At 65.5% G+C, this 24,381-nt stretch carries 23 protein-coding genes; 9 read left to right on the top strand and 14 right to left on the bottom strand.

Features of this window, described 5'->3' with window-relative positions:
* Positions 1–6: 6 nt before the first annotated feature.
* The 3 genes from AC1DE1_RS06170 to AC1DE1_RS06160 are packed head-to-tail and all read right to left on the bottom strand — an operon-like array spanning position 7 to position 2,755.
* On the bottom strand, positions 7–765 hold the full coding sequence (locus AC1DE1_RS06170) for a glycosyltransferase family 2 protein (RefSeq protein WP_477178987.1): 759 nt from the start codon (positions 763–765) through the stop codon (positions 7–9).
* Complete coding sequence (locus tag AC1DE1_RS06165) at positions 762–1,559, bottom strand: beta-ketoacyl synthase chain length factor (RefSeq protein WP_477178986.1); 798 nt, start codon at positions 1,557–1,559, stop codon at positions 762–764. Before AC1DE1_RS06165 ends, AC1DE1_RS06170 begins: the two co-directional genes overlap by 4 nt.
* Complete coding sequence (locus tag AC1DE1_RS06160; RefSeq protein WP_477178985.1) at positions 1,556–2,755, bottom strand: beta-ketoacyl-[acyl-carrier-protein] synthase family protein; 1,200 nt, start codon at positions 2,753–2,755, stop codon at positions 1,556–1,558. The genes AC1DE1_RS06165 and AC1DE1_RS06160 overlap by 4 nt, the downstream gene beginning before the upstream one ends.
* 198 nt (positions 2,756–2,953) lie before the next feature.
* Here AC1DE1_RS06160 and AC1DE1_RS06155 point away from each other — a divergent pair, with 198 nt between their 5' ends.
* Both AC1DE1_RS06155 and hemF read left to right on the top strand, forming a co-directional pair.
* Positions 2,954–3,643, top strand: a complete 690-nt coding sequence (locus tag AC1DE1_RS06155; RefSeq protein WP_477178984.1) for a YdcF family protein — start codon at positions 2,954–2,956, stop codon at positions 3,641–3,643.
* An 82-nt stretch (positions 3,644–3,725) separates the two neighbouring features.
* The gene (hemF, locus tag AC1DE1_RS06150) at positions 3,726–4,628 is read left to right on the top strand and encodes an oxygen-dependent coproporphyrinogen oxidase (RefSeq protein WP_477178983.1); all 903 of its coding nucleotides are present in this window, start codon (positions 3,726–3,728) and stop codon (positions 4,626–4,628) included.
* Positions 4,629–4,676: 48 nt separating this feature from the next.
* Here the strand turns inward: hemF and AC1DE1_RS06145 are convergent, their stop codons facing one another.
* Positions 4,677–5,336, bottom strand: coding sequence for a DUF4097 family beta strand repeat-containing protein (locus AC1DE1_RS06145; RefSeq protein WP_477176812.1), 660 nt, complete (start codon positions 5,334–5,336; stop codon positions 4,677–4,679).
* A 143-nt stretch (positions 5,337–5,479) separates the two neighbouring features.
* Here AC1DE1_RS06145 and gpmA point away from each other — a divergent pair, with 143 nt between their 5' ends.
* The gene (gene gpmA / locus AC1DE1_RS06140) at positions 5,480–6,223 is read left to right on the top strand and encodes a 2,3-diphosphoglycerate-dependent phosphoglycerate mutase (RefSeq protein WP_441601976.1); all 744 of its coding nucleotides are present in this window, start codon (positions 5,480–5,482) and stop codon (positions 6,221–6,223) included.
* A 106-nt stretch (positions 6,224–6,329) separates the two neighbouring features.
* Positions 6,330–6,851, top strand: coding sequence for a CcdC protein domain-containing protein (locus tag AC1DE1_RS06135; protein WP_477178982.1), 522 nt, complete (start codon positions 6,330–6,332; stop codon positions 6,849–6,851).
* Between the two features lie 6 nt (positions 6,852–6,857).
* Here the strand turns inward: AC1DE1_RS06135 and glnK are convergent, their stop codons facing one another.
* Positions 6,858–7,196 carry a P-II family nitrogen regulator gene (glnK, locus tag AC1DE1_RS06130; protein WP_046971250.1) on the bottom strand — a complete coding sequence of 113 codons (339 nt, stop codon included), beginning with the start codon at positions 7,194–7,196 and terminating at the stop codon, positions 6,858–6,860.
* Positions 7,197–7,386: 190 nt separating this feature from the next.
* Here glnK and AC1DE1_RS06125 point away from each other — a divergent pair, with 190 nt between their 5' ends.
* From AC1DE1_RS06125 to AC1DE1_RS06115, 3 genes are all read left to right on the top strand, one after another.
* Positions 7,387–7,635, top strand: coding sequence for an accessory factor UbiK family protein (locus AC1DE1_RS06125; RefSeq protein ID WP_354015077.1), 249 nt, complete (start codon positions 7,387–7,389; stop codon positions 7,633–7,635).
* A gap of 165 nt (positions 7,636–7,800) precedes the next feature.
* Positions 7,801–9,300, top strand: coding sequence for a YifB family Mg chelatase-like AAA ATPase (locus AC1DE1_RS06120; protein ID WP_441601978.1), 1,500 nt, complete (start codon positions 7,801–7,803; stop codon positions 9,298–9,300).
* Positions 9,301–9,584: 284 nt separating this feature from the next.
* Positions 9,585–11,375: a cation:proton antiporter gene (locus AC1DE1_RS06115; RefSeq protein WP_477178981.1), complete on the top strand. Its 1,791-nt coding sequence runs from the start codon at positions 9,585–9,587 to the stop codon at positions 11,373–11,375.
* 111 nt (positions 11,376–11,486) lie between these two features.
* Here AC1DE1_RS06115 and aceA read toward each other — a convergent pair whose 3' ends face one another.
* On the bottom strand, positions 11,487–12,791 hold the full coding sequence (gene aceA, locus AC1DE1_RS06110; RefSeq protein WP_477178980.1) for an isocitrate lyase: 1,305 nt from the start codon (positions 12,789–12,791) through the stop codon (positions 11,487–11,489).
* 134 nt (positions 12,792–12,925) lie between these two features.
* Positions 12,926–14,524, bottom strand: a complete 1,599-nt coding sequence (aceB, locus tag AC1DE1_RS06105) for a malate synthase A (RefSeq protein WP_477178979.1) — start codon at positions 14,522–14,524, stop codon at positions 12,926–12,928.
* A gap of 129 nt (positions 14,525–14,653) precedes the next feature.
* On the opposite strand from aceB, the gene AC1DE1_RS06100 reads away from it, so the two are divergent.
* Positions 14,654–15,688 (top strand): LysR family transcriptional regulator, encoded by a 1,035-nt coding sequence (locus tag AC1DE1_RS06100; RefSeq protein ID WP_477178978.1) that lies wholly within the window; start codon positions 14,654–14,656, stop codon positions 15,686–15,688.
* A gap of 104 nt (positions 15,689–15,792) precedes the next feature.
* Here the strand turns inward: AC1DE1_RS06100 and AC1DE1_RS06095 are convergent, their stop codons facing one another.
* From AC1DE1_RS06095 to AC1DE1_RS06065, 7 genes are all read right to left on the bottom strand, one after another.
* Positions 15,793–16,389, bottom strand: coding sequence for a 1-acyl-sn-glycerol-3-phosphate acyltransferase (locus AC1DE1_RS06095; protein ID WP_477178977.1), 597 nt, complete (start codon positions 16,387–16,389; stop codon positions 15,793–15,795).
* On the bottom strand, positions 16,386–16,808 hold the full coding sequence (arfB, locus tag AC1DE1_RS06090; protein ID WP_121883105.1) for an alternative ribosome rescue aminoacyl-tRNA hydrolase ArfB: 423 nt from the start codon (positions 16,806–16,808) through the stop codon (positions 16,386–16,388). The genes AC1DE1_RS06095 and arfB overlap by 4 nt, the downstream gene beginning before the upstream one ends.
* 49 nt (positions 16,809–16,857) lie before the next feature.
* Entirely contained in the window at positions 16,858–17,559 is a 702-nt protein-coding gene (locus AC1DE1_RS06085) for a pseudouridine synthase (RefSeq protein ID WP_477178976.1), read from the bottom strand.
* A gap of 10 nt (positions 17,560–17,569) precedes the next feature.
* Complete coding sequence (ubiB, locus tag AC1DE1_RS06080) at positions 17,570–19,186, bottom strand: ubiquinone biosynthesis regulatory protein kinase UbiB (RefSeq protein WP_477178975.1); 1,617 nt, start codon at positions 19,184–19,186, stop codon at positions 17,570–17,572.
* Between the two features lie 29 nt (positions 19,187–19,215).
* Complete coding sequence (locus AC1DE1_RS06075; RefSeq protein WP_477178974.1) at positions 19,216–19,851, bottom strand: ubiquinone biosynthesis accessory factor UbiJ; 636 nt, start codon at positions 19,849–19,851, stop codon at positions 19,216–19,218.
* Positions 19,852–20,427: 576 nt separating this feature from the next.
* Positions 20,428–20,895 (bottom strand): tRNA (uridine(34)/cytosine(34)/5-carboxymethylaminomethyluridine(34)-2'-O)-methyltransferase TrmL, encoded by a 468-nt coding sequence (gene trmL, locus AC1DE1_RS06070; protein WP_477178973.1) that lies wholly within the window; start codon positions 20,893–20,895, stop codon positions 20,428–20,430.
* A gap of 52 nt (positions 20,896–20,947) precedes the next feature.
* The gene (locus AC1DE1_RS06065) at positions 20,948–21,148 is read right to left on the bottom strand and encodes a hypothetical protein (protein ID WP_046972488.1); all 201 of its coding nucleotides are present in this window, start codon (positions 21,146–21,148) and stop codon (positions 20,948–20,950) included.
* Positions 21,149–21,473: 325 nt separating this feature from the next.
* Between AC1DE1_RS06065 and AC1DE1_RS06060 the strand changes: the two genes are divergently transcribed.
* Positions 21,474–24,356 (top strand): M16 family metallopeptidase, encoded by a 2,883-nt coding sequence (locus tag AC1DE1_RS06060; protein WP_477178972.1) that lies wholly within the window; start codon positions 21,474–21,476, stop codon positions 24,354–24,356.
* Positions 24,357–24,381 lie beyond the last annotated feature (25 nt).

Below are 24,381 nucleotides of genomic sequence, written 5' to 3'. Positions count from 1 at the left end.
GCCCGATCAGGTCACCGCGACGTCGAACACCACCGGACGCGAGGCGCGCGAGCGCCGATAACTGGCCAGCACATCGCCGTGGCGGAAAATCTGCCCCATCGTGTAGAAGGTGATGCGGCTGACATCGCGGAACGGGCTGAAGTGGCTGATGCGAAATTCGCCCTGGTAACGCGATGCGATCGGCACCGACACCACGCCCATGCCTTTCTCGCGTGAAGCGGCGATCAGGATGGCCGCTTCGAACACGAAATTTTCCGCCGGCAGATCAACCAGATCGAGCGCGCCGCGCGGGTACCAGCGCTGCCCACTTTGCGTATCGGCCACCGGTTGCGCGCAGGCCCACGAAATGCCCCAGTCGGCCACGCCATTGGCGCGGCGGCGACCCTTCGGCTGTTGTTCGCGTTGGAGCAGGCGCGCACCAATGACGATGTGATTGGGATAGCGCTGCGCCGCCGCCGCGATGCGCGGAATATCGTCGGCCAGGTGCTGGCCGTCGCCATCCATGGTGAGCACGGCATCGAAGCCCTGCCGCAGCGCTTCGCGGAAACCCGTGCGCAACGCTTCGCCCTTGCCGCTGCGTTGCGGATGGCGCAGCAAGGTCACCGGCAGCTCGCGCACGATCTCGGGCGTGCGATCGTCCGAACCGTCGTCGACCACGATCACCGGGACGCCCAGCGCGAGCACGGATTGGACCACTTCGCCGATCGCCGCCTCTTCATTGAGGCAGGGAATCAGCACGCACCAACGGGCAGCGGACGTATTCAAGCAAGTGTCTCCAGCACAACCCTCAACGCCAGGGTTTCGGCGGCGGCCAGGGTGCAGTCACCGTGGCCTGTAGCGAGATTCTGCATCAGCGGCCAGGCGGATGCGGCAATCGGATTGGTTTCGTACCACGCGCCCGTCGCCGGTGCGGGCCGCAGCGGATGGTCGGCGTGGGGTTCGAGCTCGATGGCCATGCTCGCCAGCGTGCCCGCCGTGACCGTGGGCGACAACACCAGCGCAAAGCCAAACGAGCTGCGCGTGCCGCTCATCTCGCCGACCGGACCGGTGCCGGCGATGTCGCTGCACACCAGCAGCACGGCGCGCTGTTCCGTCAGGCTGAGCGTGGCCGCTTCCAGCAGGCCGGCGCCGACGCTGGCGCGACCCGCGGAAATCGCGCTGGATGACGCCTGGCAGCCGGTCGCAATCGTCCAATAGCCGGCCGGCGCGTTGTGCACGGAATTATGGAAGCGCGTGGGCGACAGCTCGGCCGGCGCACTGGCCAGGGTGGCGCACATATAGTCGGAAATCAGCTGGTCGCCATAGGCGGAGCCGAACACACAAGGCAGTTCGCTCGCCGCGCGGCCGCTCATGGCTACCGCCTGGCCCGCCACTTCGACGGCCAGCAGCACGCTCTCGGGTGCACGGCGTCGCTCGTTGGCGGGCAGGGTCGCTGCCGGTGGGCGTGCAGCCGGTGCGGCTATCGGCAAGCCCTGCAGCTGCGCCTTCAGCGCCGCGAAATCGCCCAACGCCGGCGACCACAGGCCAATGCCTTCCACGTGGACCTGCAGCGCACTCATGCCCGCGCCCTCCCGAAGGCAAGGCAGGCATTATTGCCTCCAAATCCAAACGAGTTGCTCAAGGCCACGTTGACGCTGCGCTGCTCGCTCTGCAGCGCCAGTTGCGGGCCGCAGGCTTCATCCGGATCGGTGCATCCAAGGTTGCCGGGAACCATGTTGTGGCGGATCGCCAGCAGCGCGAACACCGCTTCGAGAATGCCTGCGGCGCCCAGCGTGTGACCGGTGAAACCTTTCGTGGAGCTGGCGCGCGTGCTCGATGGAAAGGCGCGTGCGATCAGGGCGGCTTCCACTTCGTCGTTCTTCAGACTCGCCGTGCCGTGCAGGTTGATGTAGTCCACTTGCTCAGCACGCAAGCCGGCGCGCGCAAGCGCGTCGCGCAGTGCGAGCTCGGCGCCGACGCCTTCCGGGTGCGGCGTCGACATATGGTGCGCATCGCTCGATTCACCGTAACCGAGCAGGCGCGGTGCGTGTGGCGCGTTGCCCACGCGTTCCAGCAAGGCGAAGCCCGCCGCCTCGCCGATGGAGATGCCACGACGCGCCTGGTCGAATGGACGACACGGTTCGGGCGACACCAGCTCCAACGCGTTGAAGCCAAACAGCACGCTGTCGCACAACGTATCCACGCCGCCCACGATGGCCGCGTCCACCAGCCCAAGGCGAATCAGCCGCTCGGCCGTGGCGAACACTTTCGCGCTGGACGAGCACGCGGTGGAAACGGTCAGGCACGGGCCTTCCAGCCCGAGCGCTTCGGCCACGAAACCGGCCAGCGAATGGGGCGCGTGGATCAGCGGGCGGCGCAATTCCGCCGGCATCCGGCCGTCGGCATCGAGGTGGCGATAGCCCTCCTCAGTGGCGCCGATGCTCGCCGTGGAGGTGCCCAGCACCAGCGCGACGCGCGCGGCGCCGTAGCGCTGGCGTGCATCCAGCGCCTGTTCGAGAAAGCGGTCCTGCTGCAGCCCCAGCCAGGCCAGGCGGTTGTTGCGGCATTCCCACGACGCGTGCGCCGCGGGCAGCTCAGCCTCTTCGACGCCATCGACACGGCCGATCCAGCACGCCAGGGGAGCGCTGCTGAAGTCGTTTTCACGGAGGCCACCATGGCTGGAAGACAGGGCGGCGAGATGGCTTTCGAGACCTTGGCCGAGCGCTGAAGTGACCGTATAGGCACTTACGGCAAGGGGTTGGATCGGTACTGACATCGCGCGAGCCTAACGAGCGACTGAAACATTTCCTAGTCTGGACAGCCGCCACGCTGGATCGCGTTCATGTTTGTCAGCGCCTTTTTGACCGCCAGTTACGCCTGGCGTGACGGCTGAGCACGACGCCCGGCCGGTCCCCGTGGGACACTGCGCCGTCCACCCTCCGTGCCCTGCCCCGTGCCGCCGATCACCGCCCCCTTGAAGCGTGGCCCCTGGCGCTATCTCAGCGACCGGGACGTACTGCACGCCTTCGTGGTGATGGTGGCCGCGGTGACCCTGAGTCTTGGGCTGGTGTGGGTCGGCTATCTCGTTCATGTATGGCGGGTGGCGGCGCGCAGCCCGGTCGCCCCGGGACAGCCGATGACCGTACTGGTGTTCGGTCGGCGGCTGGTAAGCGACGCGCCCGAAAAGGACTATCAGGCCCGCCTGCTGCGCGCGCTGGCGCTGATGCGTGCGCACCACACCGAACACGTCCTGTTGCTGGGCGGACGCAGCGGCGGGGCCATCAGCGAGGCGGCCGCCGGACGCAGCTGGCTGGAGCAGCACGAGCTGCCGCCGGGCGTGGTGATGCAGCTGGAACAGGCCTCGGTCGATTCGCTGGAAAACCTGCGCCATGCACGCAGCCTGCTGCAGGAAGACGGTCCCGTGGCTCGCGTGCTGCCGCCGGTCGCGCTGGTGACCAGTCGCTACCATCTCGCGCGCTGCCAGCTGCTGGCGCAACGGCTGGGTTTTCGCAGTGTGCCGGTCGCCGCCGAAGCGCGGCTGGTGCTCAACCGCCGTTACGTCGTGCGACTGCTGGCCGAGTCGGGTTATCTGATGTGGATCGATATTGGCATGCGCTGGGCGCGTCTGATCGGCCATCGCCGCATCAGCGCACGACTGAGTTGATGCGATGCGCGACGCGCCGCCGCAGCGGCCCGCGCGCCACGCTTGCTAAGCTGGCGGCCTTTGCACGCCGACGGACCGCCCCATGAGCCAGCAAGCCGACCAAGCCGAACTGTTCCTGCGCGAGTTGCAAGACCGCATTTGCGCGGCGATCGAGCAGATCGACGGCAAGGCGCGTTTCGAAGAAGATGCCTGGACGCGTCCCGCCGGTGGCGGTGGTCGCACGCGCGTATTACGCGATGGCGCCATCTTCGAACAGGCGGGCGTGAACTTCTCGCGCGTCTACGGTAACCAGCTGCCGCCGAGCGCTACCGCACATCGTCCCGATCTTGCCGGGGGCGGTTTTGTCGCCACCGGCGTATCGCTGGTGCTGCATCCGCGCAACCCGCACGTGCCGACCACGCATGCCAATGTGCGTTACTTCGAAGCGAGCAAAGAGGGCGTGGATCCGGTGTGGTGGTTCGGCGGCGGTTTCGACCTCACGCCGTTCTATCCGCGCGATGAAGACGTCGCGCACTGGCATACCGTGGCGCGCGACCTGTGCTCGCCCTATGGCGACGATGTGTATGCGCGCTACAAGAAGTGGTGCGACGAGTATTTCTATATCAAGCATCGCGCTGAGACGCGCGGCGTCGGCGGCCTGTTCTACGACGATCTCAACGAAGGCGGCTTCGAGCGCTGCTTCGCCTTTACGCGCGACGTGGGGCAGGGTTTCCTCGATGCCTATCTGCCCATCGTCGAGCGCCGCAAGGACGAGGCTTATGGCGAACGCGAGCGCGAATTCCAGCTGTATCGCCGCGGCCGCTATGTGGAATTCAACCTGGTCTACGACCGCGGCACGCTGTTCGGCCTGCAGTCGGGCGGGCGCACGGAATCGATCCTGATGAGCCTGCCGCCGCGCGTGCGCTTCGAATACAACTTCCAGCCCGACGCGGAATCTCCGGAAGCGCGGCTGGCGGATTACCTCAAGCCGCGCGACTGGGTGTGAGGCATGAGCGCGTCATCGATCCGTCGATGACGCGCTCTGAGTTTTCGATCACTCCGTCGGCATGGCGCCGCTGAACTTCACCGGCGTGGCGCCCTTCACGGGGCCGATCTGCGCGCTGTCGCTCACCTGCAGCACCACCTCGCGGCGGAACTCCAGCGTGCCCTGCACCACCGCATGCGGACCGATCACCACGTGCGGCAGACGGTTGTTGCTGCTCCAGCTCCAGCCGCCCGGCTTGTCCACCAGGATGCCGCCTTCGACGCGCGAATTGGCGCCCACGGTCACATCGCCGTTGGTGGTCTGCAGACCGCCGCCCACGTGGGCGGCGTCGAGGTTGATGCTGCCGTTGACGTTGCCGACCTTGCCGGCGACATCGGCGCCCTGTTGCAGGTGAATACCGCCGTTGGTGGTGCTCACGGTGCCGCTGACGCGGGCGGCCGAGCCCAGGTTCACGCCGCCGTTGACGGTGTCGACGGCCGTGGCCTGCGCATGATCGCCCAGGTTGACCGAGCCATTGACCGTGCTCGCCTTCTGCACCACGGCGTTGTCGCCAACGCGCACCGCGCCGTTGACCGTGCTGACGTTGCCGGCGTGCTGGCCCGCATCCACCTGCGCGGTGCCGTTGACCTTGTCGATATCGTTGTCGCTGGCCTGGGCTACGACAGGCAGGGCCAGGGCGAGGGCGAGTGCTAGCAGATGACGACGCATGATGAGCTCCATGAATAGACTGACCACCCTAGGATGCACCCGGCGCGGGCAGGGTTTAGCATGACCTTCGACAGGGGCCGCGCGATTTGACGGGGCCGGGGCGGGGCCTCACCATCGCGAGTTTCCCGCCACGAATTCCCGCCATGTACAAGCTCGTACTCATTCGTCACGGCCAGTCCCAGTGGAACCTGGACAACCGCTTCAGCGGCTGGGCCGATGTGGACCTCACCGAACAGGGCATGGCCGAAGCGGCTGAAGCCGGCCGCCTGCTCAAGGCCGGCGGCTACCGCTTCGACGTCGCGCACACCTCGGTGCTCAAGCGCGCCGTGCGCACGCTGTGGGGCGTGCTCGATGCGATGGAGCAGATGTACCTGCCGGTAGTCACCGACTGGCGCCTCAACGAGCGTCACTATGGCGGCCTCACCGGCCTCAACAAGGCCGAGACCGCCGCCAGGTACGGCGAGGACCAGGTCAAGGTGTGGCGCCGCAGCTACGACATCCCGCCGCCGCCGCTGGACCGCGCCAGCAACGAGTCGGTGAACGACCCGCGCTACGCCAATCTCGATCCGTCGATGATTCCGGATACCGAGTGCCTGAAAGACACCGTCGACCGCGTGGTGCCGTACTGGCACGACGTGCTGGCCCCGGCGATCGCCTCGGGCCAGAACGTGGTGGTCGCGGCGCACGGCAACTCGCTGCGCGCGCTGGTGAAGTACCTGGACAACATCTCCGAAGAGGAGATCGTCGAGCTCAACATCCCCAACGGCGTGCCGCTGGTGTACGAGTTCGACAAGGACCTCAAGCCGATCCGTCACTACTACCTGGGCGATGCCGATGCCATCGCGGCGAAGATGGCCGCCGTGGCGAATCAGGGCAAGGCCAAGTAAGGCCAGTCGCGGGTGACAAGCGTCACCCGCGATGGTTGTGCCCCGTCAGTCGTGCGGGTGTGCCCGGCCCTATAAGCTGCGCGCATCCCATGACCAGGCGATCGCGATGACCCCGAACATGATCTATGCGCTGATGATCCCGCTGATGGCGTTCGCGATCTGGCGCCGTGTGCGCGGGACCTTCGGGCGCCAGCCGATCCGCCGCAAGCGGATGATGGCCCGCATCGCCGTCTTCACGGCGATCGGTGCCCTGATCGGCCTGGGCGGCCTGCACAATCCCCGCCTGCTGGAAGGGCTGCTGGGCGGTGCCTTGGCCGGGGCGGCGCTGGGGGTGGTGGGCATCAAGCTGACCCGCTTCGAGCGCGACGCCGCCGGCAACGACCTCTATATCCCCAACCCCTGGATTGGTGGTCTGCTGACGATGTTGCTGATCGGGCGCCTGGCATGGCGCTTCGTGGTGGTGATGCCGCAACTGCAGGACCCGGCCATGGCTCACAGCGGGCCTGCCATCGGCAATAGCCCACTGACCCTGGCGATCTTCGGCCTGACGATCGGCTATTACATCTGCTACTTCGCCGGCCTGCTGGTGCATCACCGCCGCTTCGAGCGGGCGCAACTGGCCACTTGAAGGGGCTTAGAGCGCGTCGCCGTCCATCTCGCCGGTGCGGATGCGGATGACCTGCTCGAGCGAGCTGACGAAGATCTTGCCGTCGCCGATCTTGCCGGTCTTGGCCGAGGCCTGGATGGCTTCGACCACGCGGTCGACCTGCTCGTCGCTCACCGCCACTTCCAGTTTGATCTTCGGCAGGAAATCCACCACGTACTCGGCGCCGCGGTAGAGCTCGGTATGGCCCTTCTGGCGGCCGAAACCCTTGACCTCGGTCACCGTGATGCCCTGCACGCCCACTTCGGCCAGGGCCTCGCGCACATCGTCCAGCTTGAACGGCTTGATGACCGCAACCACCAGCTTCATGGGTTTTCCTCTTGATCGTCAGGTGGCCCGTCGTCCGGGCCGCAGTTCCACATTTTGCCTGTGCAGGGATATCGCTGTCGCGCCCGGGCTCTCTGTAGGAAAATGCCTACAAGTAGAAGTGGAGCACCCTGATAGTGGCATTTACAGACATGAACCTAAACTCCACCCTGACGAGCTCGAGGTGCTATCCATGATGGATAGGCAGGATATCGATCAACTTGCCCAGCGTCTTGTTTCGTTGGTTCCATCTGGACTGGCTCAGGCGCATCAGGATTTGCGCACCAACTTCGGCGATGTTCTGGCGCAGGGATTGCGCCGCCTTGATCTAGTCACCCGCGAGGAGTTTGACGTCCAGAGCCAGTTGTTGGCGCGCACCCGCGCCAAGGTCGAGGCCCTGGAAAAGCGAATCGCAGATCTCGAGGCTGGTGCTGGCACCTGACTGACGGGGTGCGGCGCGGGCCCAAGTCCCGGGAGCCGTCCCCGATCCGTCACCCTCACCCCGAGAACGATCGGGGGCGGCTATTTTCTCTGCAGGCCGTTGTGGGAGTCGCTCCGTGTTTCAGCCTGGCAGCCGCTCCCGCGTCGTAGCAGGCGTGCGGGCGACATGAGTCTTGCCGTCACCCTCAGCCGAGCCCAGGAAGGCGTGGCGGCTCCCCAGGTCATGGTGGAAGTCCATCTGTCCGGCGGTTTGCCCAGCACCAATATCGTGGGTCTTCCCGAAGCCGCCGTGCGCGAAGCGCGCGACCGTGTCCGCGTAGCCATCCAGAACACGGCGTTCGAATACCCCAACCGCCGGGTCACCGTGAACCTGGCGCCGGCCGAACTGCCCAAGGATGGCGGTCGCTTTGATCTGGCCATCGCGCTGGGCATCCTTGCCGCCGGCGGCCAGGTGCCCCGCGACAAGCTGGACGACTGCGAATTCCTCGGCGAACTGGCCTTGTCCGGCGCTTTGCGCGCCGTGTCGGGCGTACTCCCCGCCTTGTTGCGCGCACGCGCGCGCGGCCGCCGCGTGGTGGTGCCGCGGGGCAATGCGGCCGAGGCCGCCCTGGTGTCCGATGCCGAGGTGCTGGTGGCCGACACGCTGGCCGATGTCTGCAGCTGGCTGCGTGGCGCACAGGAATTGTCGCCGCCGGGCGCGGCGGCCGGCATCTTCGACGAAGTGATCGGTCCCGACTTGGCCGACGTGCGCGGCCAGCTGCAGGCACGACGGGCGCTGGAAATCGCCGCGGCCGGCGGCCATCACCTGTTGCTGCTGGGGCCGCCTGGTACGGGCAAGACCATGCTGGCTGAGCGGCTGCCCGGCATCCTGCCGCCGCTGAGCGAGTCGGAAGCGCTGGAAACCTGCGCGGTGCGCTCTGTCGCCGGACAAACAGTCGATCCGAAATTCTGGCGTCGCCGTCCCTTTCGGGCGCCCCACCACACCAGTTCGGCCGTAGCCCTGGTGGGCGGTGGTGCGCTGCCGCGGCCGGGCGAGATCTCGCTGGCGCATAACGGCGTGCTTTTCCTGGACGAATTGCCCGAGTTCGGCCGGCATGTGCTGGACGTGCTGCGCGAACCCATGGAATCGGGGCATATCGTGATCTCGCGGGCGGCGCGGCAGTCCACTTTTCCCGCCCAGTTTCAACTGGTGGCGGCAATGAATCCCTGTCCCTGCGGTTATGCGGGGGATCCCCGGCAGCGTTGCCAGTGCACGCCCGATCAGGTGCAGCGCTATCGCGGTCGCATATCCGGGCCGTTGATGGACCGCATCGACTTGGGCATCGAGGTGCCGCGCGTGCCTCTGGGTGAACTGGGGACGCCGCCAGGTCCGCAAGACGAAGACTCGGCGACGGTCAGGGCGCGCGTGATCAAGGCGCGCCACCACGGCTTGATGCGGGCAGGACGCGCCAACGCCGAGATCAGCTCGCGTGAACTGGAGCGCGACTGCGCCCTGGGACCGGCCGAACGTCGCTGGTACGACAGCGCGCTGGAGCGGCTGGGGCTGTCGGCCCGCGCCTATCACCGTACCCTGCGGGTGGCCCGCACGATTGCCGACCTGGACGGCGGCGCAGCCTTGCTCGACCGCAACCATCTCGCGGAAGCCTTGATGTATCGCCGTTTCTAAGGACGGCCAGCCATGTCTTATGGCCCTTGCGGGTAATTTTTGAACTGACGGGTATTGACTTGGTCGGACGCAGGCGTATTATCTGTACTCGCTGGTTCTGCATTGAGCCATGCCTGCCACCCCGGTATCGGTACTCCCTCCCCCTCCCCCGTCCGATACCGGGGCTTGGCCCTCCCTCTCCCCCCTTGTAGATGCTTCCCCGTCGACCGACGGCTTGCCGTCGTGGACGTCGGCGCGCGGCGCGTGCTCCGATAGCCGCACTGCGACCGCACGAAGGACCGCGCATGACGCTCGATCTCGGACTCCTGCTGGTAGGCATTCTGGGCATCGGCTTTCTTGCCCAATGGCTGGCGTGGCGCGTCAGGCTGCCGGCGATCCTGTTCCTGCTGCTGGCGGGCATCGTGATGGGGCCCGTGGTCGGCGTGCTGGCGCCGGACCGGCTGTTGGGACCGCTGCTTTTCCCGATCGTATCGCTGGCCGTGTCGGTGATCCTGTTCGAAGGAAGCCTGACGCTGCGCTTCAGCGAGTTGCGCGAGATCGGTCGCGCGGTGCGTGGCCTGGTCACCTATGGCGCGGTGATCGCCGTGTTCCTGCTCGCCGTGGCGGCGCACTATTTTGCCGGTCTCAGTTGGGAAGTCGCCCTGCTGTTCGGCGCGCTGACCTGCGTGACCGGCCCCACCGTGATTGCGCCAATGCTGCGCACGGTGCGGCCCAATGCACGCATTGCCAACACGCTGCGCTGGGAAGGCATCGTGATCGATCCGCTCGGCGCGCTGTTTGCCGTGCTGGTCTACGAGGCCATCGTCTCGCGCCAGCAAGGCCACACGGTGGGCGTGTTTCTGGCGGTGATCGCCAGTGGCGTCGTGATCGGTCTGCTGGCGGCGTGGATACTCGCGTTCCTGCTGCGCCGGCAGATGATTCCCGAATACCTGCAGAACTACGGCACCCTGGTCGCCGTGCTGCTGGCGTTCTCGTTGTCGAACGCGATCACGCATGAGTCGGGCTTGCTGACGGTCACCATCATGGGCATCGCGCTGGGCAATATGCGCGGCGTGCACATCGACGACATCCTCGATTTCAAGGAAAACCTCACCACCCTGCTGGTCTCCACGCTCTTCATCCTGCTGGCGGCGCGCCTGAGCTGGCCGTTGCCCGACGGCATGCTGGGGGCCGGCATCGCCATCTTCATCGTCGCGCAGCTGATCGTGCGGCCGGTGACCGCGACGATCGCCAGCATCGGCAGCGGCTTGAACTGGCGCGAGCGCGCCTTGATCGCGTGGATCGCACCGCGCGGCATCGTGGCGGCGGCGGTATCCGCGCTGTTTGCGCTGAAGCTCGAAGCGCTGGGCATGGCTGGCGCGAAGGAGTTAGTGCCGCTGGTCTTCATCCTGATCATAGGCACCGTGGTGCTGCAGAGCGCGACGGCGCGTCCGCTGGCGCGCTGGTTGAAGGTGGCCGAGCCCGATCCCACCGGCGTGCTGATCTATGGCGCGGATCAGGCGGCGCGCGTGGTGGCGCGTGCCCTGGCCGATGCGGGCTTCCACGTGATCGTGGCGGACGAACAATGGGAAGGCATCAAACTGGCGCGCATGGATGGTCTGCCGACCTTCTTCGGCTATCCCGCGTCGTCACATGCGGAACGCCATCTCGATCTCACCGGTGTCGGTCGCTTGCTGGCCATGTCGACCAATCGCGAGCGCAACGCGCTGGCGTGCGTGTACTACCGGCAGGAGTTCGGCCGCGGCAAGGTGTATCGCCTGAGCAACGACGATGGTGTTGATACCGCCAGTCGTGTGCAGCTGGGTGGCGATCTTGCCGCCCCAACGCTGTTCGATGCCGACATGACGCACGAGCGCTTCCTGGAGCGTCTCGCCGAAGGCTGGCGCATCAAGTCTACGCGTCTCACGGCGACCTTCGACTGGCCGAACTTCATCGAGCAATACGGTTCGCCGACGGTGTTGTTGTTCGGAATCGAGGAACATGGCGCCCTGCGTGTCGCATCGGTGAAGCGAGAGCTGGAGCCGCGCCCGGGATGGATGGTGATTGCGCTGGTGCCCCCGCAGAGCCCGAGCTGATCGAAGCGATGTGCGACACCTTCCCTGCGTGCATGCGTGGGGGCGCTGGACAGGGCCGCGCTCCCCACGCACGCGCCGACGTCCCTGTCGGCTTACGCGAGGCAGGCAGCGTCAGGCGGCGCTGGCCTGGCGCGAGGCGTGGAACTGGGCCTCTTCCGTGGACCCCTTGAGCGCAGTGGTGGACGACTGTCCCTGTTGGATCGCCTGGGTCACCGCATCGAAGTAACCCGTGCCGACTTCACGCTGGTGCTTGACCGCGGTGAAGCCACGGTCGGCGGCGGCAAATTCCCTCTCCTGCAATTCCACGAACGCACTCATCTGACGACGGGCATAACCATAGGCCAGATCGAACATGCCGTAGTTAAGGCTATGGAAACCGGCAAGCGTGATGAACTGGAACTTGTAGCCCATCGCGCCCAGTTCCTTCTGGAAGGTGGCGATGGTGGCGTCGTCGAGATTCTTCTTCCAGTTGAAGCTGGGCGAGCAGTTGTAGGCGAGCAGTTTGCCCGGATACTTCGCGTGGATCGCCTCGGCGAACTTGCGCGCTTCCTCCAGGTTCGGCTTGCTGGTCTCGCACCACACAAGATCTGCGTACGGCGCATAGGCGAGACCGCGGCTGATGGCTTGATCGAGGCCCGGGCGCACGCGGAAAAAGCCTTCAACCGTGCGTTCGCCGGTGACGAACGGCTTGTCGTTGTCGTCGATATCGGAGGTGAGAAGGTCGGCGGCATCGGCATCGGTGCGGGCCACGATCAGGGTGGGCACGCCGAGCACGTCGGCGGCGAGGCGCGCGGCGTTGAGCTTGTCGACGGCTTCGCGTGTCGGCACCAGCACCTTGCCGCCCATGTGGCCGCACTTCTTCACCGAGGCGAGCTGGTCTTCGAAATGCACGCCGGCGGCGCCTGCCTCAATCATCGCCTTCATCAGTTCGAACGCGTTGAGCACGCCGCCGAAACCGGCTTCCGCATCGGCCACGATCGGCACCATCCAGTCGATCTCGTCCTGCCCTTCCGCGTGATGCAGCTGATCCGCGCGCAGCAGTGTGTTGTTGATGCGCTTGACCACCGACGGCACGGAATTGGCGGGATACAGTGACTGGTCGGGATACATCTCGCCCGCCAGATTGGCATCCGCCGCCACCTGCCAGCCGCTGAGGTAGATCGCTTGCAGGCCAGCCTTCACCTGCTGCATGGCCTGGTTGCCGGTGAGCGCGCCCAGTGCGTTGACGAAATCGTCCCTTTGAAGCGATTTCCACAAGCGCTCAGCGCCGCGACGGGCGAGCGAGTGCTCCACGCCCACCGTGCCGCGCAGGCGTGCCACCGCAGCGGCGTCGTAGTTGCGCTGGATGCCGTTCCAGCGCGCGTTGTTCTTCCATTCGAGGGCAATCTGGTCGGCGGTGGGCAGCGTGGTTTTCATGAGAGTGACTCCGTTGCGTGTGCATGGATGCGGATGTGTGGGAGCGCACCCTGTGCGCGACTGCGGCCTTGCGGCATGACGCTCCGTTGGCTCGTCGCGCACAGGGTGCGCTCCCACCGTTGCTCTGCTGCCGATCAGCCGATCTGGGCGTACGCGGCCAGGGTGAGAAAATCGCTGAGTTCTTCCGCGTGCGTGAGCTGTTTGAGCAATGCCGCCGCCTCTTCCGCGCGATGTGCGACGGGGCTGTTGCTCTCCACCAGTCGGTGCGTGTGCATCACCAGCGCGTGATCGAAGAAGGCGAAATCGATCGGCGCGTGGTCGGTGAATTCCAGCGGACCGCGATGCAGCCATTGCCAGATCTGCGAGCGCGCAATCTCTGCGGTCGCCGCGTCTTCCATCAGGTGATGGATCGGCACGCAGCCCTGCCCGTCCAGCCACGAGGCGGTGTAGCGCAGCGCCACCTCCACGTTGTTGTCGAAGCCGGCGCGCGTGATGGTGCCGCTGCATGGCGCGATCAGCTGGTCGCGGCACACCTTCACGTCGTTGCGCGTCACATTGAGCTGGTTGGGCGAAGGCATGTACTTGTCGAACACTTCCTGCGCGACCGGCACCAGTGCGGGATGCGCCACCCAGGTACCGTCATGGCCCGCTTGCACTTCGCGTAGCTTGTCGGCGCGCACCTTGGCTAGCGCAGCCTCGTTGGCCTCGTTATCGCCCTTGATCGGAATTTGCGCAGCCATGCCGCCCATGGCAAACGCGCCGCGGCGATGGCAAGTCTGGATCAGCAGTTCCGAATAGGACTTCAGGAACGGCACCGTCATCAGCACTTGGCTGCGGTCGGGCAGCAGGCGGTCGCGATGGCCGCGGAAGGTCTTCAGGTACGAAAAAATATAGTCCCAGCGACCGCAGTTGAGACCGACGACGCGCCCGCGCAGCGCATGCAGGATCTCGTGCATCTGGAACACGGCCGGCAGCGTTTCGATCAGCACCGTCGCCTTCATGCAATCGGGCGGCAGCTCGAGCGCGGCCTCGGCGGCGGCCATCACGTCGTCCCACAACGCCGCTTCTTCCATCGCCTGCAACTTGGGCAGATAGAAATACGGGCCCCGATCGCGCGCCTGCAGCGTGCGCGCGTTGTGGAAGGCGTACAGACCAAAATCCACCAGCGCGCCGGACATCGGTTCACCGTCGACGGTGATGTGACGCTCAGGCAGATGCCAGCCGCGCGGGCGCACCACCAGCACCGCAGGGTTGCCGTTAACGCGGTAGTGCTTGCCCTCGGGCGACGTGAATTCGATCGCGCCATTCACCGCGTCACGCAGATTGATCTGGCCGTCGATCTGGTTGGCCAAGGTGGGCGCCGAGGAATCCTCGAAGTCCGCCATGAACACCTTCGCGCCGGAATTGAGCGCATTGATGATCATCTTGCGTTCGACCGGGCCGGTGATCTCCACCCGGCGGTCGCGCAGCGCCGCCGGAATCGGCGCCACCGTCCAGTTGCCTTCGCGGATGGCGACGGTGTCGGCGCGAAAGTCCGGCAGCTCGCCGGCGTCGTAGCGGGCCTGACGGCTCTCGCGGGCGGCCAGCAGGCTCAGGCGGCGATCGTCGAACTGCCGGTGCAGTTCAGCCAGAAAGGCCAGGGCCTCGGGGGTGAGGATCGCGGAGTGCTCCGGGCGGATACCACCCAGCACCTGCGCCGCGGAAAGGGCGAGTCGTTCCTTGGGGACGGCCATGGGAATCTCCGTGATGACGTTGGGATGACACTAGGTCGCGGAGACTGGCTTTGACAAAGCAAATGTTTCAATCTTTGGTATTGTCTTTCTTAATGTCTATCGCAACACCATGAATTTAAAAGGCCGCTGATGGACAAGAAGCCGCTGAACAAGGCAAAAAAGCGCACTGTGGCGCCCCATCGGCGACGTACGGATACGTATGGAGAGGGCGGTGAAGGGAGCCGGTTCTACTACAAGGGCAACCGCCAGAAGCAGCTGAGGGCGTTCGTCTACACGGTGAAGCTGGGCACGCTGACTCGGGCGGCCGAAGCGCTGTTTCTGTCTCAGCCGACGGTGAGCCTCCAGCTTCAGGCCTTGGAGCGCGAGCTAGGTGTCCGCCTGCTGGAGCGCCGGCGCCGACGCATCAACCTCACCGATTCGGGCGAGGTGCTGTACGAGCTCGCGCGCCCGCTGGTGGAAGGCTGGGAAAACCTCGACCGCGACTTCCAGGCCAAGGTGAAGGGCTTGCAGGGCGGACGGCTCACCATCGCCGCCGGCAGTTCCACCATCCAGTACCTGCTGCCGGATCTGGTGCGCCGCTACCGCGAAAGCTACCCCGAAGTGCAGCTGCAACTGGCCAACGTGACCGGCAAGGACGGCTTGGCGCTACTGCGCGCCGACGAAGCCGACTTCGCCGTGGGCTCGATGCTCGACGTGCCCAACGACATCGCCTGGGCACCGGTGCATCACTACGATCCGATGCTGATCATGCCGCCCGATCATCCGCTGGCAGCCAAGACCACGGTGACGCTGCAGGATCTCTCGCCGTACGGCCTGATTCTGCCGCCGCAACGATTGTCGACGTACCGCCTGGTCGATCTGGTCTTCCAGCAGAGGCAGGTGCCTTACCGCGTGGCCATCGAAGTGGGCGGCTGGGACGTGATCAAGGAATACGTCGCCATGGGCCTGGGCATTTCCATCGTCACCGGCATCTGCATCACCGAAGCGGACCGCTCGCGTTTGGCCGTCCGTAACATGAAGCAGTATTTCCCGCAGCGCAGCTACGGTGTGGTGATGCGCAAAGGCAAGTTCCTCAGCGCGGAGGCGAGGGCGTTTATTGATCTGGTGAAGCCGGGACTGCTGACGCATCGCGATTACGATGAGTCTGGGCATTCGGAGCGTTAGGGACGCACGGCTTTTTGTGGGGCGCACCCTGTGCGCGACGGCCTCAGGTTCCATCACCGCCAGTCGCGCACAGGGTGCGCTCCCACAATGAGGCCTACGTGCGCTCAATCGTTCGCGTTGCGGTGCTTGCCCCGATACGGCGTAAACAACGCACGGATCTTCGCCATATCCGCATCCGGATCATCCGTAGCGCGCACCACCGGTCCAAACCGGAAAGTCTTGCTCGGATAATCCAGGAACAGCGTCTGGATCGGCACGTTCGCATCATGTGCAATGCGCAGAAAACCCGACTTCCACTGCTTGACCTTCTTGCGCGTGCCTTCGGGCGTGATGCCCAGCCACATGCGGTCCTTTTCCCGGAACCGCTGCACCATCTGATCCACCACGTTGAGCGCGGCGCTGCGGTTGATCGCGATCATGCCGATCGGACGCAGGATGATGCCCAGCGGACCGTCCAGCACCTCGCGCTTGATCATGATGTTGATGTCCACGCCCAGCCCGATCTTCATCAGCAGGCCGTAGTAGCCATCCCAATAGGACGAATGCGGCGCACCGATGATGATCAGCTTGGGCTCGTTGGGCAGCTCACCGAGCAGCTTCCAGCCGGACAGGCGCAGCAGGCAGCGTGCGAGCCACGGCCAGAATTTGCTGTTGAGCTTGGGCGCCTCGGGCGGGGCAGGGGGCAGCATCGGGGTGCTCATTCACGACTCCAGTCACGCGACCGCGTTTGCTTGATCTTGCCGCGTTGCTGTTTGCCGGCGAGCCGGCGCTCTTTCGAGCCGCGGGTGGGTTTGGTGGCGATGCGCGCCTTGGGTACGACCAGGGCGGCACGGATGATCTCGACCAGGCGATCGCGCGCGTCTTCGCGATTGCGGCCCTGGTCGCGGAAACGGCGTGCCTGGATCACCAGCACGCCTTCGTCGGTGAGGCGGCGATCGCGGCGCGCGAGCAGGCGTGCGCGCAGCGGTTCGGGCAGCGATGGCGAATGCGCCACGTCGAAACGCAGCTCGACGGCGCTTTCCGTGCGGTTGACGTGTTGCCCGCCGGGACCGTCTGCGCGGAGGAAACGCTCAGTCAGCTCGGTCTCGGGCAGGACGATGGATCGGCTGATGGTGAGCATGGCGCAAAGTTTAGCGGGCGAGCGTGACATGCCGCCACGACGCGGCGCATCACAGATCCGGCAAGGACCAGCCGAAGCGCTCGAGCAACCCTTGGTAGGCGGTATCCAGCGGCGCTTCCAGACGCATCGGCTCGCCGCTGATCGGGTGCGCGAAACTCAGCCGCCAGGCGTGCAGCAGCATGCGGTGGCAGCTGAAATACTGCTTGTACAGGCGGTTGTGATCGCTGCGACCGTGCTGGCAATCGCCAATGATGGGATGGTGCAGGTGCGCCATATGCTTGCGGATCTGGCGAAAACGGCCCGTCTGCGGTTCGGCCAGCACGATGGCGTAGCGCTGTTGGGGGTAGCGCCCCAGCTCAATCGGCACCTCCACCGTGGCCAGCCGTCGATAGCTGGTGCGTGCTTCGCGCCGCGGTCCGCTGTCGCGGGAGCCGGGCAGGGGATAATCGACCAGCGCTTGCTCGGGCTCAGGCCAGCCGCGTACTACAGCCAGGTATTGCTTGTGGACGTTGCGCCCCATGAACTGCTCGCCCAGGGACGCGGCAATCTCGCTGGAGCGAGCCACAAGCAGCACGCCGCTGGTGGCGCGGTCGAGGCGATGGGCGAGGTAGGTCGTGCCACCGACCTGTTCGCGCAGCAGGTCGATCAGGAACTCTTCCGCGTTGCCGACCATTTTCGAACGATGCACGGCGAGGCCCGCGGGCTTGTTCACCGCGATGATGGCGTCGTCCTGGTAGAGGATGTCGAGCATGTCGGAACAATCAGCGACGAGGCCAGCCCGCTACGAAGGCAAGCAAGCCGGCAGCGGAGCAAGCGGATGCGAGCCACGCGCCGTGCTCGCTCGCCTGAGTCCAGAGCACCGCACTGCCAATCAGCAAGCTCGCGCCTAGCAACCCAAACGAGAGCGCGCGTCGCGTGCGCTGCCCCTCATCGCGCTGTTGCGCCAGTTCAGCCGGATCACTGACCGTCTGCCGCTCGCCGGTAGCCACCTGGCGCAACGCATCGCGCACCAGTTCCGGGAACTGAGGCGCGGCATGGAACCACTCGGGCAGGCGCTTGCGCACCTCGCGCAGGGTTTGGCGCGGACTGTAGCGCTCGCGCAGGATGCGCTTGAGCACCGGGTGCGCCACCGCCCAGATATCGATCTCCGGGTCGAGCATACGGCCGACGCCTTCGATATTGAGCAAGGTCTTCTGCAGCAGGATCAGTTGCGGCTGCAGCGTCAATTCGTAGCGGCGCGCGGTCTGGAACAGCTTCACCACCAGCTCGGCCAGCGAGATCTGCGACAGCGGACGGGTGAAGTAGGGCTCGCAGACGGTGCGCACTGCCGCGGTCAGTTCGTCGATGCGCACAGTGGACGGCATCCAGCCGGCATCCACGTGCAACTGCGCGATGCGCGCGTAGTCGCGTTCGAACAAGGCGATGAAATTCTGCGCGAGCCAATACTGGTCGCGTTCCGGCAGCGATCCCATGATGCCGAAATCCAGTGCGATGAAGCGCGCATCGCCCGGGCGCGCCGTGTCGACCCAGATATTCCCGGGATGCGCATCGGCGTGGAAGAAGTTGTCGCGGAACACCTGTTCGTAGAACAGTCGCACGCCCTTCACGGCGAGCGCCTTGCGGTCGATGCCCGCCGCGTCGATCGCAGCAATATCGTCGCAGCTCACGCCGTAGACGCGTTCGAGCGTCAGCACGCGGGCGCTGGTGAGGTCCCAGAACACCGCCGGCACGTAGAGGTCTTCGCCGCTCTTGAAGTTGCGGCGAAGCAGGCTGGCGCTGGCGCCTTCGCGCTGCAGATCCAGCTCGTTTTCCAGCATCTTCTCGACTTCGGCTACCACGTCGAGCGGACGGATCTTGTCGGCATTGGGATGCCAGCGCTGCGCCAGTTCGCCGAGCGAACGCAGCAGCTTGATGTCGCGCGCGATCTGCTGGTCGATGCCGGGACGCAGCACCTTGACCACCACCGCACTGCCATCGGCCAGCGTGGCCGCATGCACCTGCGCGATCGAGGCGGAGGCCAGCGGCGTTTCATCGAAGCTGGTGTACAGCGCGGTGATCGGCGCCTTCAGTTCCTGCTCGATGATGGCGCGCGCTTCGCTGCCGGGGAACGGCGGCACCTGATCCTGCAGTTGCGCCAGCTCGTCGGCGATATCCGCCGGCACCAGGTCGCGGCGCGTGGACAGCACCTGGCCGGCCTTGACGAAAATCGGACCTAGCTCGGTCAACGCCAGTCGCAGTCGGGCACCGCGCGAGAGGTTCGTGATGTCCGTGCGCGGCCGCGCCACGAACGGGCGCACCAGCTTGAGCGGACGGAACAGGTGCGCGGCATCGACCAGTTCATCCAGGCGATAAGCGAGCAAAACGGAAGCGACGCGCATTACGCGCGGTACCACCTTCAGCGGTGTCCTCACGCGGCGGGTCCCTTCTTCAGACGCTGCTCCAGGCGCGTCAGGCGCGCTTCCAGGCGTTCGCTGCGTTCGCGCAGCTCGTCGACGCCATCGAGGAAGCCTTCCACTTCGCCCGGCGCGGCTGCTACGCGGGCTTCGTCGCGCAGCCAGTCGGCGGTATCCGTGGTGAGATGGCTTGCCGTTTCCTTCGCATGTGCCAGGCCATTGCGCACAGCCTTGGCGAGCGGCACGCCGAGTACATCGCCGAAGGTGCGCGCGAACGCCTCTTCAAAATCAGGCGCGAACTTGCTGGCGAGCTTTTCCAGACGGCGCGCAAGATCGGCATCACCCGCGATCTCCACCTTGCCCGGCGCCACGCCTTCATCGTCGCGCTTCACCAGCATCGCCAGCAGGCTGCCGGGCGTTGCGGCGACGCGCAGATGGTTGTCGTCCTGCGCAGGACCGACCTTCAGACGATCGCCTTCCACCGTCACCGACAACGCCAGCTCCGGTCCGCGCAGATGCAACTGCACGCTGCGCCCATCGAGCGCAGACAGCCGCCCCGCGGTTTCGGGATCGAGCGACAAGGTGTGGTTCAACGCCGTTTCCAGCGCGCGGCCGGCGAGGGCGCGCATGGGGCGTGGCAGGAGGGACATGAGGGATGGGGCAGTCATGGCGGCGATTGTAGCGGGTCGGGTCGTTTGAGCTGCAGAGCGGCTACGGTTGAAGCGCCACCGCGAGCACCCGCCCCYCACCCCGACCCTCTCCCCGGAGGGGAGAGGGAGAAGTGGGGTGCATCGTTCCGTAGGTTTGTCGCGCACAGGGTGCGCTCCCACAGACAAGCGCCAGGCGCGGTAGCGAGTTCGCAATCTGCAGCGTCAAAGCCGATGCGTAGCGAGGCCCCGCTTTAAGTCCTCAGCGATTCGGGCGCGTTGCGCAGCGCTTTGAAGTACCCGCTGTGTACCCTCGGAGGTTGTCCCCTGACGGTGTGCCTCGAGCGTTCGGGCTTATCCCAACACGATGCTGCGGGCGTTATCAGGCCATTCTCTTTGGGTTACTTTTCTCTTGGGCCAGCAAGAGAAAAGTGACTCGAGCGGCGGCAGCCGTTCGAAACGCCCGCCGCGTAGGCGGCACGCTGGCGGAGAGGCGACAACTAGACACCGAGGCTCATTATCCCGGCCTGCGCCGGGATAATGAGCAAAAAAAGAGACCAGCGAAAGGCGTCCAGCGCGCTACGGCGCCGTCCCCACAAACCCCATCTGCCGCCACGCCTCATACACCGCAATCGCCACAGTATTCGACAGATTCAGGCTTCGACTGTTCGCCCGCATCGGCAAGCGCAACCGCTGCTCTTCCGGAAGCGCATCAAGCACCTCCCCAGGCAACCCAGCCGTCTCACACCCAAACAACAACGCATCCCCTTCAACGAAGCGCGCATCCACATGCGTCACCCGTCCCCGCGTGGAAAACGCAAACACACGTGGCTGCCCGATGCTCTCAAGGCAGCTGGCGAGATCGTCATGCACAGCCAGCTGCGCATATTCGTGATAGTCCAGGCCTGCGCGGCGCAGGCGGGCATCGTCCAGCTCGAAGCCCAGGGGGCGGATCAGGTGCAGCGAGGCGCCGGTGTTGGCGCACAACCTGATCGCGTTGCCCGTATTGGGGGGTATTTCCGGTCGGTAGAGGATGACATGCAGCATCCCGCCATTATCAGGTCTGTCCGTGGACCCGTAAAACAGTGAGCGTCCTTGCTCAGCCGTTGGAGAGCCGCGGGCACACCACGCCGTCGGGCGGCAGCGCGCAAGCGGTCGGGGCAATCAGTTGGCCGGCGCTGCCGGCGGCGGCGAGGCGAATGGCTTCGGGGGAAGCGTTCACCATGGCACCCAGCACGAGTCCGCAAACCAGCAGGCAGGCAACGAAAAGGCCGCGCAGCATCAAGGCTTCGAATTTCATGATCATGTCTCCGATGAAAGGTGGGGTAGTCCTGCACGGTACATATGGCAAGCCCCGTGCCAAGCCTTTCTGTCGGGTCAAGTGGCTGTTACTACGAGGAATTTTTCTGGTCGGTGAGTAGGCGTGAGCTGTCCGCGGACAGCGACCGGGCGTGGCCGGACAACTGCGGACACCTGTCCGGAGGTCCTGCACGCCGCCCCGTCATGATCTTGCGTCGAACGAAGCTCGACGGCGGTTGTCCACCATGCCATTGGTCATTTGCCAAGGTTCCGGGCCGTGGCTAGCCTCGGAATGTTCATTCGTCAAAAAAAACAGGAGTGTCGTGATGGCAAGAAAGCCCCTCGCCCTACTCGTTGCAGGAGTGCTCAGCATGTCCGCCGGCCTGCCCGCGATCGCGCTGCCCCAGGCGGCAGCTGCCGAGTCCACACAGGCGGTTCCGGATATCGCCTTTACCCGCTTCACCCTGCCCAATGGCCTCACTGTCGTGGTGCATGAAGACCACAAGGCACCGGTGGTCGCGGTAAGCATCTGGTACCACGTGGGTTCGGGTGATGAGCCCAAGGGCAAGACCGGCTTCGCGCACCTGTTCGAGCACCTGATGTTCTCCGGCTCGGAGAATCACAAGGGCACGTATTTCCAGCCGTTCGAGCTGGCCGGCGCCACCGACATGAATGGCACCACCTGGTTTGACCGCACCAACTACTTCGAAACCGTGCCCACCACCGCGCTCGACATGGCGCTCTGGATGGAGTCGGACCGCATGGGCCACCTGCTCGGCGCGATCGGCCAGAAGGAACTCGACACCCAGCGCGGCGTGGTGCAGAACGAGAAGCGCCAGGGCGAAAACCGTCCCTACGGCCGCGTGGACCAGAACATCCTGTCCAACACCTATCCGGGCAACCATCCCTACCAGCACGACACCATCGGCTCGATGGCCGATCTCAACGCCGCCTCGCTGGGCGATGTGAAGCAGTGGTTCCACGATTACTACGGCGCTGCCAACACCACCCTAGTGCTGGCTGGCGACATCACCTTGGCGGAAGCCAAGGCCAAGGCCGAGAAGTATTTCGGCGACATCCCCGCCGGCCCGCCGGTGCCGCGCCAGCAGGCGTGGATCACGCCGCTCACCAAATCCACCCGCGGCATCCAGCATGACCACGTGGCGCAGCCGCGCATCTATCGCACCTGGGTGGTGCCGCAGCTGGGCACGGACGATGCGATTCAGCTCGACCTCGCCTCCACCGTGCTCGGCGGCGGCAAGACTTCGCGCCTGTATCAGCGGCTGGTCTACCAGGACAAGCTGGTCGATGACGTGTCCGCCAGCATTTCGCCGTTTGCGCTGGCCAGCCAGTTCCAGATCCAGGCCGACATCAAGGACGGCGTGGACCAGGCCAAGGTCGAGGCTGTCATCGCCGAAGAGGTGAAGAAGTTCCTCGCCGAAGGCCCCACGGCCGACGAACTGGAACGCGCCAAGATCGGCAACCGCGCCGGCTTCGTGCGCGGCCTGGAAAAGGTCGGCGGCTTCGGCGGCAAGGCCGTGATCCTGGCGGAAGGTCAGGTGTATCGCGGTGATCCGGGTGCCTACAAGAAGGACCTGGAACGCGCCAATGCCGCCACTCCGGGCAGCGTCAAGGCTGCTGCCGACAAGTGGCTCAGCAAGGGCGATTACCTGCTGACCGTGCTGCCCGCCGGCAACGACTTCAACCCGGACAGCGAGGACGCCAAGGTGGTGGCGCTGGGTCCGCAGCCCGATCGCCCGGCTGCCAAGATGCCGGCCAAGCACGAATACACCGTGGCCAAGAGCGACATCGACCGCAGCAAGGGCGTGCCGCAGGTCTCGCAGTTCCCGGACCTTAAATTTCCGGCGCTGGAACGCGGCAAGCTCAAGAACGGCATCGAAGTGATCCTGGCCGAGCGCCACACCATTCCGGTGACGCATGTGCAGCTGATGTTCGACGCCGGCTACGCGGCCGACCAGGGCCACAAGCTCGGCACCGCCAGCTTCACCACCACGCTGATGAACGAGAGCACCAAGGATCTCGACTCGGTGGAAGTGGCCAAGCGCAAGCAGCGCCTGGGTGCGATCACGCGCATCGGTTGCGGGCTGGACTCGTGCTCCGCTTCGCTCAATGCCTTGAACGATCAGCTGCAGCCGTCGCTGGCCTTGTTCGCCGACATCGTGCGCAACCCGGCGTTCAAGTCCGAGGACATCGAACGCATCCGCGGCCAGTGGCTGGCCGGCATCGCGCAGGAAAAGACCCAGCCCACCGCGCTGGCCCTGCGTACCCTGCCGCCGCTGCTCTACGGCGCCAATCACGCCTATGGCATCCCGTTCACCGGCTCGGGTACGGAAGCTGCCATCAAGTCGATGCAGGCATCGGACCTGTCCACTTTCCAGAACGACTGGTTGCGTCCGGACAACGTCAAGATCCTGGTCGCCGGCGACACCACGCTGCAGCAGATCATCCCGCAGCTCGATGCCGCCTTTGGCGACTGGAAGGCGCCGTCCAGCGCCGTGCCGAAGAAGAACATCGCCACCGTGGCCGCCCAGTCCAAGCCGCGCGTGTTCCTGATCGACAAGCCCGATGCACCGCAGTCGCTGATCCTGGCCGGCCTGCTGGCGCCATCCAGCAAGGCGCCGAACGAACTGGCCATCGACGTGGCGAATGGCGCGTTCGGCGGCAGCTTCACCTCGCGTCTCAACATGAACCTGCGCGAGGACAAGCGCTGGGCCTATGGCGCCTTCAGCTTCATGCGCGATGCGATCGGTCAGCGTCCGTTCCTGATGTACGCCCCGGTGCAGACCGACAAGACCGCTGAATCCGCGCACGAAGTGGCCAAGGAAGCCAACGAGGTGATTGCTGCGCGTCCGCTCACCGAGCAGGAAGTGAACAAGATCAAGGACTCCAACGTGCGCGGCCTGCCGGGCAGTTTCGAGACCGGCTCGGAGGTGCTCAGCGCGTTGAGCGAGATCGTCCAGTACAACCGTCCGGACGATTACGTGCAGACGCTCAAGGCCCGCACCGAAGCGGTGACCCAGCCCGATGCCGAAAGCGCGATCAAGGAGATCGTCCAGCCCAAGGCGCTGACCTGGGTGATCGTGGGTGACCTGAAGAAGATCGAGCAGCCGGTGCGTGCGCTGAATCTTGGCGACGTGCAGGTGATCGACGGCGACGGCAAGCCGGTGGCGTCCAAGCCGTCGAAGTAAGCGTGAGATTTTGTGGGGAGCTGTT

Source organism: Dyella sp. 05T440, assembly GCF_056395965.1.
The sequence above is the reverse complement of the archived record's forward strand: the minus strand, read 5'-3'. Positions and strand labels throughout refer to the sequence as shown.